General features: G+C 74.6%; 2 protein-coding genes. Both read left to right on the plus strand.

Going from position 1 to position 16,782, the window contains the following annotated elements:
- The first annotated feature begins 5 nt into the window (after nucleotides 1-5).
- Nucleotides 6-8,600: an SDR family NAD(P)-dependent oxidoreductase gene (locus tag ACWCPN_RS16540; RefSeq protein ID WP_451206373.1), complete on the plus strand. Its 8,595-nt coding sequence runs from the start codon at nucleotides 6-8 to the stop codon at nucleotides 8,598-8,600.
- Nucleotides 8,601-8,614: 14 nt separating this feature from the next.
- A complete protein-coding gene (locus ACWCPN_RS16545) occupies nucleotides 8,615-16,711 on the plus strand; it encodes an amino acid adenylation domain-containing protein (RefSeq protein ID WP_451206376.1) in 8,097 nt (2,698 codons plus the stop codon).
- Nucleotides 16,712-16,782: the final 71 nt, after the last annotated feature.

Consider the following 16,782-nt stretch of genomic DNA (forward strand, 5'->3'; position numbering starts at 1 on the left):
CACCGATGATCGAAACGACCACCTTCACCGAGACCTTCGCCGTCACCGCCGACAACCCGCTGCTGCACGGTCACGTCGTGTACGGCCGCAGCCTGCTGCCCGGCGTCGGCTACGTGGACCTGGTCCTGCAGGTCCTGGCCCGGCACGGGCATCCCATGCCCGAGGTGGAGTTGCGCGATCTCGCCATTCTCGCCCCGCTGGTCGCCGCCCCCGGGGAACGGGTGCTGACCACCGTCGCGGGGCGCCCGGCATCGCACGGCGGCTGGCGGGTCGAGGTGCGCAGCCGCCGCCCCGAGGACACCGCCGAGGTCCTGCACGCCGTCGCGAACGTGCGCCGCCGCCCGCGCGTCACCTTCGGTGAACGGCTGGCGCTGCCCGTGGAGGGCGCCACCCGGCGCACCACGCTCGACGAGATCTACACCTGGTGCCGCGAGTACGACCTGCAGCACTCGGGACTGATGAAGCTCCGGGGAGTGGTGCACCACCGCCCCGGCGACTGGATCGCCGAGATCGAACTCGCCCCCGAGCACCAGGGGTCCGTCGCCGGGTTCCTGTTCCACCCCGCGCTCTTCGAGGCCGGCCTGCTGGGCGGTGGCGTCGCCCTCGGCATGCTGCACGGCGACAACGACGGCCCCGGCCTGTACCTGCCGCTGATGTTCGAACAGTTCCGCGCCGCCGGATCACTCGGCGGCCGCTGCTACGTCCGTGTCCCGGTCGACTCCGTACGCCGGGACGACGAGCTGATCCGGCTGGTCGTGGAGTTCTACGACGCCGACGGCGCGAAGGTGGCCGAGGTGGGCCGGTTCGTCGCCAAGCGGATCCACGCCGCGGCCTCCCTCGACGTACGCGGGGACACCGCCGCACCGGCCGGTCCGCTCCCCGCCGCACCGGCCGCCGCCGCGTCGCCCGGTGGTCTGGTGGATGTGGTGCGGGGGGCGGTGGCGGCCCGGTTGGGGGTGGCCGTCGACGGGGTGGACGTGGGTTCGGGTTACTACGAGTTGGGGTTGGCGTCCGCCGATCTCCTGTCGTTGGTGGCGGAGTTGGAGGAGCGGCTGTCGGTGGAGTTGTCGCCGACGGTGATGTTCGAGTACCGGACGGTCGCTGAGCTGGCGGAGTGGCTGGTGACCCAGGTCCCGGCCGGTGTCCCGGCCGCCGCGGCTGAGCCGTCGGTGCCCGCCCCCGCCGCGATCCCGGTGACGCCCGCCGTGGCGGCGGGTGGTCTGGTGGATGTGGTGCGGGGGGCGGTGGCGGCCCGGTTGGGGGTGGCCGTCGACGGGGTGGACGTGGGTTCGGGTTACTACGAGTTGGGGTTGGCGTCGGTCGATCTCCTGTCGTTGGTGGCGGAGTTGGAGGAGCGGCTGTCGGTGGAGTTGTCGCCGACGGTGATGTTCGAGTATCGGACGGTCGCTGAGCTGGCGGAGTGGCTGGCGACCCAGGTCCCGGCCGGTGTCCCGGCCGCCGCGGCCGAGCCGTCGGTGCCCGCCCCGGCGGTGTCCCTTCCGGCTGAGCCCGTTCCCGCCGCCCCTGCCCCTGCCGCGCCCGCCTTTGTCGCGCCGGCCCCCGTTCCGACGGAAACCGTCGCGCCCGCCGTCCACGAACCGTCGTCCGACCCGGCCGCCGCCGCGGTGCCGTCCGCCGCCGCGGAGCACGACGCGCTCGGCGGCATCCGCGCCGCCCTCACCGACGAAGTGGCCGCCCTCCTCGGGGTCGACACCGCCGATGTGCACGCCGACGCCGAGCTGACCGAGTTCGGGCTGGACGTCACCGGGCTCGCCCGCCTGGCCGACCGCGTCGGCATGCGCCTGGGACTGACGCTCGCCCCGGCGGCCCTGCGCGAGCACCGCACCCTGAACGCCCTCGCGGCGCACCTGGCGCCCGAGCACCGGACCCCGGCGGCACCGGTGCCGCACGCGCTGCTCCTCGGGACCGGCGCCGAGGGCGACGGGGACGTGAAGACGTACGAGACCCGCTTCAGCGGGGACGAACCGTTCCTGCGGGACCACCAGGTGCACGGCGACCGGATCCTGCCCGGTGTCGCCCACCTGGAGATGGCGCGCGTGGCGGTCGCCCGGGCCCTGGGCCGGGACGACGCGACGGCCGTCCGGCTGACCGACGTGGTGTGGCTGCGGCCCGCCGTCTGCGGCCCCGGCGGGCTCACCCTGCGGGTCAGGGTGCGGAAGTCCGCGGCGGGCGGCTGCGCCTACGAGATCGAGAGCGTCGGCGACCACGGTGAGAGCACGCTCTGCGGCCAGGGCCGTGCGGCCGTCGGCCCGGACCGTGCCGGCCGGACGCCGCTCCTCGCCGAACTGCGCGCGGCCTGCGCCGACACCTTCCACCCGGCCGAGCGGCTGTACGGCCTGTACGACGGCATGGGCATGGCCTACGGCCCCTCCCAGCGGTCCGTGACCGGACTGCGCACCGGCACCGACGCCGAGGGGCGCACCCAGGTCCTGGCCGAGCTGCGGCTGCCGGACGCGGCCGAGCCGCTCGGCACCGGTGCGCTGATGCACCCGAGCATCCTCGACGGCGCCCTCCAGGCGACGATCGGCCTGTGGCTGGACCAGGCGGCCGAAGGCCGGTCCGCCGCTCTCGCCCTGCCGTTCGCACTGGACCGCGCCGAACCCGTCGCCGCCACGCCCGCCACGGCGTACGCCTGGATCCGCCACCGGCCCGGCTCGGACACCGGTGACGGTACGGTCCGTCTCGACGTCACCGTCCTCGACGAGCACGGCCGGGTGTGCGTGGAACTGACCGGTCTGTCGACCCGCCTCCTGCCGGCGACGGCATCCCGGCCGGTGACCTCGGCCGTGACCGCGACCGCGGTCGTGGCCGACCCGGAACCGGAGTCCGCGCGTGATGGTGACATCGCGGTCATCGGGGTCAGTGGGCGTTATCCGGAGGCCGCTGATCTGGACGAGTTCTGGCGGAATCTGCGGGCGGGCCGGGACTGTGTGCGTGAGGTTCCGGCCGACCGCTGGGACCGTGAGCGTTACGCGGCGGCCGGGGCCGGTTCCTGGGGTGGCTTCCTCGACGACATCGACCGCTTCGATCCGTTGTTCTTCCAGATCTCGCTGCTGGAGGCGGACCATCTCGACCCGCAGGAGCGGCTGTTCCTGCAGTGCGCCCATCACACCCTGGAGGACGCCGGATACACCGCGGACCGGTTGTCGAGGGGCGGCCGGGTCGGTGTGTACGTCGGGGTGATGTACCAGGAGTACCAGCTTCTGGGTGCTCAGGCGCAGGAGCGGGGGGCGGCGGACGCGCTGTGGGGCAGTGCGTCCACGGTGGCGAACCGGGTGTCGTACTTCTACGACTTCCGTGGTCCGAGTCTGGCCGTGGACACGATGTGTTCGTCGTCGTTGACGTCGATCCATCTGGCGTGCGAGGCGATCCGCAGCGGTCAGTGCGACACCGCGCTTGCGGGTGGTGTCAATCTGACTCCGCACCCGAACAAGTACCTGGTCCTGGGCCGTCGTGACTTCCTGTCCAGTGACGGCCGCTGCCGCAGTTTCGGGGAGGGCGGTGACGGCTATGTGCCCGGTGAGGGTGTCGGTGCGGTGCTGCTGAAGCCGCTGGCGCGAGCCGTCGCGGACGGTGACCGGATCCACGGCGTGATCAAGGGCACCGCTGTCAACCATGGTGGGCGCAGCTCCGGTTATTCGGTGCCGACGCCGGTGGCGCAGGGTGAGGTGATCGCCGACGCGCTGTCCGCCGCGGGTGTGGACCCGGGTGCGCTGGGTTATCTGGAGGCGCACGGCACGGGGACGTCGCTGGGTGATCCCATCGAGGTGGCCGGGCTGCAGCGGGCCTTCCGCCGGGTCGGTGGCCCTGAGCGGCTGGCGGTCGGTTCGGTGAAGTCCAACATCGGGCACTGCGAGAGCGCGGCCGGTATCGCGGGCGTCACGAAGGTGCTGCTGCAGATGCGGCACGGCGAGCTGGTGCCGAGCCTGCACTCGGCCACGCTCAACCCGCACATCGACTTCGACCGCACCCCGCTGCGTGTCCAGCGCTCCCTGGAACCCTGGCAGCGGCTCGTCGTCGACACCGAGGGCGGACAGCGCAGCCTGCCCCGGCTCGCGGGTGTCTCCAGTTTCGGCGGCGGCGGCTCCAACGCCCACGTCGTCATCGAGGAGTATCCGGAGCCGGTCCGCCCGGAGACCACCGCGGACGGGCCGTTCCTGCTCGTGCTGTCCGCCAAGAGCGAGGGCCAGCTCGTGGAGCAGGCCCGCCGTCTGCACGCGCGGCTGGGCGAGTTGTCCGACGCCGACCTCCCGGCCGTCGCCTTCACCCTGCAGACCGGCCGCATGGCCCTGGAGGAGCGCCTCGCCTTCGCCGCGACCTCCCTCACCGAGGCCCGCGACCTGCTCGCCGCCTTCGCCAACGCCCCCGCCACGCCCGGGCCCTGGAACCGGGGGACCGCCCGTCCCGACCGTCCGGCGGACGGCGCCGCCGTCGGCGCCGCCGTGACCGCCTGGCGCGAACGGCGCCGGCACGAAGCCCTGCTCGCGCTCTGGGCCGAAGGCGGCGAGGTGGACTGGGATCTCGTCGGTGGCACGGCCACCGGCCCGCGCCGCATCAGCCTGCCCGGCTATCCCTTCGCCCGCGAGCGCTGCTGGTTCGACATCGACACCGAGGGCGCACCCCGGCGCTCCGCGGGCGCCGACGGCGAAGTCGTCCTGCTGCGGCCCCGCTGGAGCGACCTGCCCGCCACCGGGCCCGCCGCCCCCGGCGAGACGTTCGCCGAACGGCACGTCGTCCTCCTCGGCCGGATCGGCGGCGCGGACCGCGAGGCCCTGATCGCGGCGCTGCCCGCCGGCACGCACTGCACCGTCGTGGAACCGTCCGAAGGCCCCCTCCACCAGCGGTACACCGACGCGGCGAGCCAGGTGTTCACCCTGATCCGCGATCTGCTGCTGCGCGGTGTCCGCCGGCCCACCCTGCTGCAGGTCGCCGCCGTGGGCACGGCCGGCGACGACACGGCCGCCTGCCTCGGCGGACTGGCGGGGCTGTTGCGCACGGTCCATCTGGAGAACCCGCGGCTGCACACCCAGTACGTGGAATGCCTGGACGGTGCCTCGCCCGCAGCCGTCGCCGCCCGCCTCGCGGCCGAGGCGGTCACCGGCCCGGAGCCGGAGGTGCGTCACCGGGACGGCCGCCGACTGGTCCGCCGCCCCACCGAGGCCCGGCTGCGTCCCGCGCCCACGCCGTGGCGGGAGGGCGGCGTCTACCTCGTCACCGGCGGGGTCGGCGGACTGGGCCTGATCGTGGCCCGGGACATCGCCGCCGCCGTCGGAACGGCCACCGTGGTGCTCACCGGCCGCTCCCCGCTGACCGACGCCCAGCGCACCGAACTCGACGCGCTGCGCGCCGCCGGTCTGACCGTCGACCACCAGCGTGCCGACGTCACCGACCGCGACGCCGTGGCCCGTCTGCTGGCCCATGTCGCGGACGAGCACGGGCCGCTGACCGGGGTGCTGCACTCCGCCGGTGTCGTCCACGACAACTTCGTCGTCCGCAAGAGCGCCGATGAGCTGGAGCGCGTCCTGGCCCCCAAGGTGGCCGGGCTGGTCCACCTCGACGAGCTGACCCGCGAGCAGCCGCTGGAGCTGTTCGTCTGCTTCTCCTCGATCGCCGGCGCCTTCGGCAACCCGGGCCAGGCCGACTACGCCGCCGCCAACGCCTTCATGGACGCCTACGCCGCCCACCGCAACCGGCTGGCCCACGCGGGCCTGTGCCACGGCCGCACGGTCTCCGTCGGCTGGCCGCTGTGGGACGAGGGCGGCATGGGGGCCGGGGACACGGTGCGGGAGCAACTGCGCGCCACGGGGCTCGTGCCGCTCGACACCCCGCGCGGGCTCGCGGCACTGCGGTTCGCCCTGGCCGACGAGGACGTGACCGCGGACGGCGGGCTGCTGGTCGTCGCGGGTGACCGCACGGCCCTGCTGGCCAGGCTCACCCAGGACGCCCGGAGCGCTCCTCCGGCGCCGGTGGCCGACACCGCCGCGCAGGCCCCGGTGACCACCGCCGTCCCGGACCCCGGTACCGGCACCGAAGCCGTCACCGCCGTACCGGCCCTCGAGGAGCGGGCCGTGGCCCACCTGCGGCGGGTGCTCGCGGCGGCGCTGAAGCTCGGGCCGGAACGGCTCGATCCCGAGACGCCGTTGGAGCGGTACGGCATGGACTCGGTGCTCGCCGTGACCATGCTCCAGCCGCTGGAGGAGACCTTCGGCCCGCTGTCGCGCACCCTGCTCTTCGAGGTGCGGACCGTGCGCGGCCTCGCCCGTCACCTGGCCGCCGATCACCCGGAGGCCCTGCGCGCCCTGGTCGGCGAGCCCGCTCCCGCCCCCGCGCCGGCGGCGGCCCCGGCCGAGGCCGTCGCGCCCCGGCTCCCGCAGGCCCCGGCGCCGGCCCGGCGCGGAAGCGAGCGGGGCACGGACGCCGTCGCGATCATCGGGATCAGCGGCCGCTACCCGCACGCCGACGACCTGGAGCAGTTCTGGGCCGCGCTGCGCGAGGGCCGGGACTGCGTCACCGAGGTGCCCGCCGACCGCTGGGACAGCGGCGGCAAGGCCCAGTGGGGCGCCTTCCTCGACGGCGTCGACCGCTTCGACCCGCTGCACTTCGGCATCGCGCCGAGCGAGGCCGCCGCCATGGACCCGCAGCAGCGGCTGTTCCTGGAGACCGTGTGGCACCTGCTGGAGCAGGGCGGCGTCACCCAGGAGGTCGTCGAGCGACGGCACCGTCGGCGCGTCGGCGTCTACGTCGGCGCCGCGTACCAGATGTACCGGGCCGACGCGGCCGCCGATCCGGCCCTGGCGGCGCTCACCGCCTCCGCCTCCTACAACCTCATCGCCAACCGCGTCTCGCACTTCTTCGGCCTCGAGGGCCCGAGCCTGGCCGTGGACAGCATGTGCACCTCGTCCGCGATGGCCGTACATCTGGCCTGCGCCGACCTGCTGCGCGGCGAGTGCGAGCTGGCCGTCGCCGGTGGTGTCAACCTCAACGTCCACCCCGACAAGTACCTGGCGCTCGGCGAGATGGGGCTGCTCGGCACGCATCCGGGCGCACGCAGCTTCCGCGACGGCGACGGCTACCTGCCGGCCGAGGCGGTCGGCGCCGTCCTGCTCAAGCCGCTGGACGCCGCCCTGCGCGACGGCGACACCGTGCACGCCGTCATCAAGAGCACCGCCTCGCTCCACGGCGGCCGCTCCAACGGCTTCATGACACCCAGCCACGGCACCCAGGTCGCCGCCATGCGACGGGCTCTGGAGCGGGCCGGCACCGCACCGGCCGACATCGGCTGCGTGGAGGCCGCCGCCAACGGCACCGCCTTCTCCGACGAGGTCGAAGTGCGCGCCCTGCGCGAGGTGTTCGCCGGTGTCACCGAACCCGTTCACGTGGGCACCGTGAAGTCCAACCTCGGCCACCCCGAGGCGGCCTCCGGCATCGCCCAGCTCACCAAGGTCGTCCTGCAGCTCCGGCACGGGCAGATCGCCCCGCTCGTCACCACCGGGACCGCCAACCCCCGCCTGGACCTGGAGGGTTCGGCGCTCCGGCTCACCGACGAGCCGACCGGCTGGGAAGCGCGCGGCGACGCGCCCCGCCGCGCCCTCATCAACTCCGTCGCTGCGGGCGGCAGTCACGTCAGCATCGTCGTCGAGGCACCGCCCGCTCCCGTCCGCACGGTCCCGGCGGACCCGGCTCCGCAGGTCGTGCTGGTCTCCGCCCGCACCCCCGAACTGCTGCGCACGGCCGTGGGCCGTCTGCGCGACTTCCTCGACCGCGACGGCGACGCCACGGTGAGCCTCGCCGACCTCGCCTACACCTCCCAGCTCGGCCGGGAGCCCCAGGCCGAGCGGCTCGCCGTGGTCGCCGCCGACCGCGAGCAGCTCGCGCACGCCCTCGCCGCCGAGCTCGCCGAGGGCCCGGTCACGTCGGCCGCAGGGGCGAGCGCGCACCGCGGCAACGCCGAGGAGGACGCCGGACCGCTCGCCGCGGTGCTGACCGGCGCCCGCGGCGAGGCCTTCCTCGCCGGGCTGGTGCAGGACCGCGCGCTGGAGCAGCTCGCCGAACTCTGGGCGCGCGGTGTCCGGGTGCCGTGGGCCGGCCTGCACGACGGGCCCCGCCCCATGGCACCGCTGCCGCCCACGGCCTTCGAGACGGGCCGCTACTGGGTCGGCCGCACCCCCGAGCAGCCCGCCGCCGCCCGGCGGACGGCGACCGAACCGCCCGCGCCGGGCACACCGGCCGGGAACGGCACGCCCGCCGACTCCCTGCGCACGATGACGCTCGCCTGGGCCGACGTCCTGGGCGTCGCCCCGGAGCGGCTGGACGGCCGCAGCGACTTCTTCGCCCTGGGCGGCAACTCGCTGCTCGCCACCCGCCTCATCAACCGGCTGACCGAACGGGCCGGTGTGGAGCTGCCGGTGGAGGCGGTCTTCAGCGCGCCCCGGCTCGCCGACATGGCCCTGGAGCTGGGGCGGCGCGCCGCCGGCACGACGGAGGCGGGCACGCTCGACGTGGACCTGATCCTCGAAAGCATCGACCTCGTCGAGCACATGAGCGACGAGGAGCTGGACGCCCTGGACATCGAGAGCTGAGGCAGAGGTTGACGATGGACATCACCAGTCAGGACACCGGACTGGACCTCGTCCGGAGGATCCGCTCCCTGCCGGCGAAGCGGCAGCGCGCCGTGATCGCGCTGCTGCGCAAACAGGGCGTCGACCTGTCCGCGCTGCGGACCGTGCCGCGCCTGCCGCGTGACACCGGCGAGCCGCTGCCGCTGTCGTTCACCCAGCAGCGCCTGTGGTTCCTGGAGAAGCTGGGCGGGACGGGCGCCGCCTACAACATCCCGGTGGCGATGCGGCTCGGCGGGCGCCTCGACCGGCCCGCGCTCCTGCGCGCCCTGGCCGAGGTCGTCCAGCGGCACGAGGTGCTGCGCACCCGGTTCGCCGAACACGAGGGCGTGCCCGGGCAGATCGTCGGCGACGGCGGCGACTTCACCGTCACGCAGGAGGACCTCGACGACCCCGCGCGCCTGCCCGGGATCTGCCGGGAGGAGGCGGCCGCCCCGTTCGACCTGGAGCGCGGGCCGCTCATCAGGGCCCGTCTGCTGCGGAGCTCCGACCAGGAGCACCACCTCCTCGTCACGACCCACCACAGCGTCTGCGACGGCTGGTCGGTCGGGGTGTTCTTCCGCGATCTGGTCGCCTGTTACGAGGCGTTCGGCACCGGACGGCCGGTGCCGCTCGAACCCCTGCCCGTGCAGTACGCCGACTGGGCGCACTGGCAGCGGGAGTGGCTCGCCGACGAGGTGCAGGACCGCCAGGTCGGTTACTGGAAGCGTCAGCTGGCGGGTGTCGACCCGCGGCTCACCCTGCCCACCGACCGGGAACGCCCCCGCGTGAAGACGTACGCGGGCGCCGGCGAGACCTTCCACTGCCCCGCCGATCTGCTCGGCACGCTGCGCGAGGTGGCCAAGTCCCACGACGCCACCCTCTACATGACCCTCCTGGCGGCCTACGACGTCGTCCTGAACCGCTACACGCACCAGAGCGACATCGCCGTCGGCACCGTGGTCGCCGGCCGCAACCGGCGCGAGGCGGAGGACCTGGTCGGCTTCTTCGCCAACACCCTGGTGATGCGCACCGACCTGTCCGGCGACCCCGCCTTCCCGGAACTCCTCGCACGCGTCCGGAAGACCGCGCTGGAGGCGTACGACCACCAGGACGTGCCGTTCGAGGCCGTGGTGGACGCGCTCGACACCGAGCGCAGCCTCGCCCACTCGCCGGTCTTCCAGACCCTGTTCGTCCTCCAGGAGGCGCAGACCGGGCGCTCCGCGTCCCTCGGCGACCTCGACGTCACCCCGGTCGACGTCGATCTGAGTTTCACCAAGTTCGACCTCACCGTCGACCTGCGCGAGACCCCCGACGGGCTGGCCGGCACCGTCGAGTACAACACCGACCTGTACGACCGGGAGACCGTCCGTCGCTTCATCGGCCACTACACCCGGCTGCTGGAGGCCGTCGCGGCCGACCCGTCCCGCCCCCTGTCCGGGCTGAGCATGGTGGACGCCGGGGAGCGCCACCAGGTGCTCAAGGAGTGGAACGACACCGAGCGGCCGTACTCCGCCGACCGCTGTCTGCACGAGCTGTTCGAGGACGCGGTGGGCCGCCACCCGGAGCGCACCGCACTCGTCGACGCGGACGGCTCCTGGACCTACGGCGAACTCAACGCCTGGGCCAACCGCGTCGCCCACGGTCTGCGCGGGCACGGCGTCGGCCCGGACACCCTCGTCGGCCTGCACGCGCACCGCTCCGCCGAGATGGTCGCCGGCATCCTCGGCACCCTGAAGGCCGGCGGCGCCTACCTGCCCATCGAGCCGACCCACCCCGACGCCCGGCGCTCCGCCCTCGTGGAGTCCACCGGCGTCCAGGTGGTCCTCACCCAGCCGGACCTGGACACCGAGCCCCTGCGCGGCGCCGCCCACCTGCTCGGCCTGCACCGCGACGGCACCCTGCGCGACCGCGCCGGCCAGGACGTCACCGGCGGCCGCGAGGACGACCTGCCCGCCGGTGAACTCGGCCTGACCAGCGAGCACCTGGCCTACGTCATCCACACCTCCGGCTCCACCGGCCGCCCCAAGGGCGTCATGATCGAGCACCGGGCGGCGGTCAACCGCATCGAGTGGATGCAGAACGAGTACCGCCTCGGCGCGGACGACGTCGTCCTGCAGAAGACCCCGTACAGCTTCGACGTGTCGGTGTGGGAGTTCTTCTGGCCGCTGCTCTTCGGCGCCCGGCTCGCCGTCGCCGAGCCCGGCGGCCACCGCGACCCCGCCTATCTGGTCTCCGCCGTCCGCCGGTTCGGCGTGACCACCCTGCACTTCGTGCCGTCCATGCTGCGCACCGTCGTCGAGGAGCCGGGCTGGAGCGAGTGCACCACGGTCCGCCAGGTCTTCTGCAGCGGCGAGGCCCTGCCCCCGGACCTGTGCGCCCGCCACCAGGAGCGCCATCCGGCGCCGCTGCACAACCTGTACGGCCCCACCGAGGCCGCCGTCGACGTCAGCCACTGGACCTGCCCCGCCGGTCCCGCCCCGCGCACGGTGCCCATCGGCCGGCCCATCCAGAACATCCGGCTGTACGTGCTGAACGAGGCCCGCGAACCGCAGGGCGTCGGCTGCGCCGGCGAGCTGTACATCGCCGGCGCCGGCCTCGCCCGCGGCTACCTCCACCAGCCGGAACTGACCCGCGAACGGTTCGTGCCCGACCCGTTCGGCGCGCCCGGATCGCGCATGTACCGCACCGGCGACCTGGCACGGTGGCTGCCCGACGGCACCCTGGAGTTCCTCGGCCGCGCCGACGGACAGGTCAAGCTGCGCGGCTTCCGCATCGAGCCGGGCGAGATCGAGCACCGCCTCGCCGAGCACCCGGCCGTGCGGGCCTGCGCCGTCCTCGTCCGCGAGGACCAGCCGGGCAGCCCCCGCCTCGTCGCGTACACCGTCCTGGACCCCGCTCACCCGAGCGACGACCACCGTGCCGAGCTGACCCGGCACCTGGCGGGCACCCTGCCCGACTACATGGTGCCCAGCGCCTTCGTCGTCCTGGACGCCCTGCCCGTCACGGCCCACGGCAAGCTCGACCGGGCGGCCCTGCCCGCCCCCGGCACCGACGCCTTCGCCCAGCGGGCCTACGTCGCCCCCGCCACCCGCACCGAACGGCTGCTCGCCCAGGTGTGGGCCGAACTGACCGGGTTCGACGCCGAGCGGATCAGCGCCGAGGACAACTTCTTCGCCCTCGGCGGCCACTCCCTGATGATCACCGTGCTGGTCGCGCGGCTCAAGGAGCACGGCCTGAACACGGCCGTGCAGGACGTCTTCGCCGAGCCCGGCCTCGCGGCCCTCGCCGCCCGGATCGACGACACCCCCGGGACGGACGGGTTCAGCGCCCCGCCCAACCTGATCCCGGCCGGCTGCACCCGGCTCACCCCGGAACTGCTGCCCCTGATCGACCTCACCCAGGACCAGCTCGACACGATCACCGCGGCCGTGCCCGGCGGCGCGCCCAACGTGCAGGACGTCTACCCGCTGCTGTCGACGCAGGAGGGCATCCTCTTCCACCACCTGATGGACCCGGACCACGACCCCTACCTCGTCACCACCCTGTACACGGCCGACGACGAAGCGGCCTGCGCCCGGTTCACCGCCGCCCTGCAGGCGGTCGTCGACCGCCACGACGTCATGCGCACCGCCGTCCTCACCACCGGACTGCCCGAACCCGTGCAGGTCGTGCACCGCACGGCGCGGCTGCCGCTGCGCCGCGTCCGCCTCGAACCCGGCGGGGACGCCGAAGGGCAGGCCCGCGCCCTGCTGGCGGGGCCCGAACGGATGAGCCTCGACAGCGCGCCGCTGCTGCGGCTGACGGTCGCCGAGGACCCCGACTCCGAGCGCCGGTACCTGCTGCTGACCGCCCACCACCTCATCGAGGACGCCACCTCGCTGCGGCTCACCCTCGGGGAACTGGCCCTGCACATGTCCGGCCGCGCCGACCTGCTGCCGCCCCCGCCGCCGTACCGCGACTTCGTCGCCCACACCCTGGGCGCGCAGGCCGGCGACGAGGCGGAGGAGCACTTCCGCGCCGCGCTCGGCGACGTCACCGAGCCGACGTTCCCCTTCGGCCTGGCCGACGTGCACGGCGACGCCCGCCGCGTCACCCGACTGCGCCGCACCCTCCCCGCGGAACTCACCGGCGAACTGCGCGCCCAGGCCAGGCGGCTGCGGCTCAGCCCCGCCTGCCTGTTCCACGCGGCCTGGGCACGGGTCGTGGCCGCGTGCAGCAACCGCGACGACGTCGTCTTCGGCTCGGTGATGTCCGGACGGCTCCAGGGCGTGCCGGGCGTGGAGCGGATGCTCGGCAACTTCATCAACACCCTGCCGCTGCGGGTCCGGCTGGCCGACCGCACCGTCCGCGAGCTGATCGACGACGTCGACCTCGCGCTGCGCGGCCTGGTCGCCCGCGAGCACACCCCGCTGGGCCTGGCCCAGCGGTGCAGCGGCATGGACGGCGACGCGCCCCTGTTCAGCGCCGTCGCCAACTTCCGCCACTTCGAGCCCGGTCACGGCGATGCCGAGGTCCCGCGCATCGAGGACGCCGGCGTGCGGTTCACCGCCGCCGCCGACGGCATCAACTACCCGGTGTCGGTGTCCGTCGACGACTTCGGCAGCGAACTCTCCCTCGACCTCCAGGTCGACGACTCGCTGTCCGCCGACGCCGTCGCCGGCTACCTGCTCACCGCCCTCACCGGTCTCACCGAGGCCCTCGCCGCCGACGACGGCACCGGCACCCGCGCCCTGGACCTCGACGTGCTGCCCGACGCCGAACGGCGGATGCTGCTGACCGAGTGGAACGACACCGGCACCCCGATGCCGGCGCCCACCCTCACCGCCGCCTTCGCCGCCCAGGCCGCCCGCACACCCGAGGCGACGGCACTGGTGCACGAGGACCGGTCCCTGACCTACGCGGAGTTCGACGCTCGCGCCAACCGGCTCGCGCACTGGCTGATCGAGCGGGGCGCCGGCCCCGAGCGGATCGTCGGCGTGAGCATGGTCCGCTCCTTCGACCTGCTCGTCGCGATCTACGGCATCCTCAAGTCCGGCGCCGCCTACCTGCCGCTCGACCCCGACCTGCCCGACGAGCGCCGCGAGACGATGGTCGCCGACGCCCGCCCGCTGCTCGTCCTCGACGAGCTGCCCGACACCACCGGTACGGCCGACACCGACCCCGGTGCCGGGGTCCGGCCGGACCACCCCGCCTACGTGCTGTACACCTCCGGCACCACCGGCCGGCCCAAGGGCGTGGTCGTCACCCACCGCGCCAGCATGAACTGGCTCGCCTGGGACCAGGGCGTCTACCGGGGCGGCGAGGGCGACCGGATCCTGTTCAAGACCTCCATCGGCTTCGACGTCTCCGTCAAGGAGCTGTTCTGGCCGCTCCAGGTCGGCGCGACGATCGTCATCGCCCGCCCCGGCGGCCAGAAGGACCCGGAGTACCTGGCCTCGGCGATCCGGGAACACGGCGTCACCGACATCGACTTCGTGCCCTCCATGCTCGCCGAGTTCCTCTCCGAGCCGGCCGCCGCCGAGTGCACCGGCCTGGTCCGGCTGGAGGCCACCGGTGAACCGCTGTCCGTGGAGCTGGCCGAGCGGGTGGCGCGGGCCCTGCCCGGCACCCTGCTGTTCAACCTGTGCGGCCCCACCGAGGTGGGCGGCGCGCTCGGCCTGTGCGGCCCGTACACCCCCGAGCCCGGCGCCACCCGCGTGCCCATCGGCGCGCCGGTGTACAACACCCAGGCGTACGTCCTCGACAACGCGCTGCGGCCGCTGCCCGCCGGCGTCGCCGGCGAGCTGTACATCGCCGGTGACCAGCTCGCCCGCGGCTTCCTCGGCCGGCCGGGACTGACCGCCGAGCGGTTCGTGGCCAACCCGTTCACCCCGGGCACCCGCATGTACCGCACCGGCGACCTGGTGCGCTGGCGTTCCGACGGGCTGATCGAGCACCTCGGCCGGGTCGACGACCAGGTCAAGATCCGCGGCTTCCGGGTCGAGCCCGGCGAGATCGAGAACGCCCTGCACGGGCACCCCGCCGTGCACCGGGCCGTCGTCCTGCCGCGCGGCACCGGCGCCGCCCGTTCCCTCGTCGCCTACGTCAGCCCGGTGCGGGCTCCGCGCGGGGCGGCCGAACCGGACGTACCGCTCGCCCGGCGGCTCAAGGAGCACCTGGCCGCGCGGCTGCCCGACTACATGGTGCCCACCGCCTTCGTCGTCCTCGACGAACTGCCCGTCAACCGCAACGGCAAGGTGGACCGCGGCGCCCTGCCCGAGCCGACCGAGGCCGACCTGGCCCGCGAGGAGTACGTCGCCCCGCACACGCCCACCCAGCGCGAGCTGTGCCGCATCGTGTCGGAGGTGCTGGGGGTCGCCCGTGTCGGCCTCAACGACACCTTCTTCGACCTCGGCGGGCACTCCCTGCTGGCCACCCGGCTCTCGCTGCGGGTGAAGAAGGAGATGGGCGCGGACCTGCCGCTCCAGGCCGTCTTCACCGCCTCCGGCATGGCCGAGATGGCCGCCGCGGTGGACGACCTGCTCGGCGGACAGCCGGCCCCGGCGCGAGCCGGTTCGGCCCCGGCGCCCGCCGGCGTCACCCCCGCGGCGCCGACCACCGGCCCCGCCGCCGAGGACCCGGTGCCGGGCGGCCGGGAGAGCGCGGCGCCCGCCGATCCGGCCGGCGTGCCGGTGCTGGACACCGCGCCCCTGTCCCTGCAGCAGCGGGACCTGTGGTTCCGCGACCGGCCCGGCCATCTGGCCGCCGCGCACGACAACGTGCAGCTCGCCTTCCGGCTCGACGGGCCGCTCGACCGGGACGCCTTCGTCCGCAGCGTGCGCGCCCTCGTGGAGCGGCACGCCGTGCTGCGCACCGGCTACCACCGCCACCCCGGCGGCGGGCTCGCCCAGCGCGTGCACGACGCGTCCGGCTTCGCGGTCACGGTCGCGGCCGCCCCGCGCGACGAGGCGGGCCTCGCCGCCTGGCTGCGCGCCGAGCGGGCCCGGCCCTTCGACCCCGAGGGGCCGTACGCGCTCCGCTCCCACCTGCTCACCCTCGCCGACGACCGGCACGTCGCCGTACTGACCCGCCCGTGGGGCGTCTTCGACGGCTGGTCGGTGAACATCGTCCTGACCGAACAGCAGGCCCTGTACGCGGCGTTCGCGCGGGACGAGGAGCCGGGGCTCGCGCCGCTGCCGACGACCTACGCCGACTTCGCCCGCCGGCAGGCCACGGCCGTCACGGCCGAGGAGCTCGACCGCCAGCGGGACCACTGGCGGCGACGCCTCGACGGAGCGCCCGGCCGCCCGTCGACTCGCACCGACTACGAGCGGTGCCCGGTGAAGACGTACCAGGGCGCCCAGGTCGAGCTGAGCGCCCCCGGCGACGTGGCCGCGGCTCTGCGGCGGCTCGGCCAGGAGCACGGCGCCACCCTCTACATGACGCTGCTGTCGGCGTTCGCCGTCCTGCTCGGCGGCGAGAGCGACGACCCCGACCTGGTCATCGGCACCCCGGTCGCCAACCGGCCCGACGCCGAACTGGAGGGCGTGGTCGGCTACTTCGTGAACATGCTGCCGATGCGTCTCGACGCGGACCCGGGGCGCGCCTTCACCGAGTTGCTGGCCCAGGCGAAGGACGCCACCGGCGAGGCCCACGCCCACAAGGACGTGCCGTGCGCGGACCTCGTCGGCGCCCTGGTGCCGCACCGCGACCCGTCCCGGTCCCCGCTGTTCCAGGCCACGTTCAACCTGCTGCCCACCTGGGACGTGCCGTCGCCCGAGGACGCCGGCGCACTGGCGGTGACCCAGCTCCGCACCGACGCCGGCACGTCCCGGTACGACCTGAGCCTGGTGGTGCAGGAGACCGGCGCGGGACTGGCCGGGTACCTGGAGTACAGCACCGACCTGTTCACCCCGGACACCGCCGACCGCCTGGCCCGTGCCTACGAACACCTCCTCGCCCGGATCGCCCGGGACCCCGGCGGCTCGCTCGCCGAACTGCGCGCCCCGGCACCGGACACCGGCGGAGGCCGGCCGCCCGCCCCGCGCTCCGGCGCCGCCCGGACCCAGCCCAAGGGCGGCCGCCGTCCCGCACGACGCCGGAGCGGACGGTGAACCGCCCCCGCCGGACACGGCAGCCGCGGTGCCCGGCCCCGGCACCACCGACGGGCACCCGCCCCCACCCC

Source organism: Streptomyces sp. NPDC002386, from assembly GCF_053593175.1.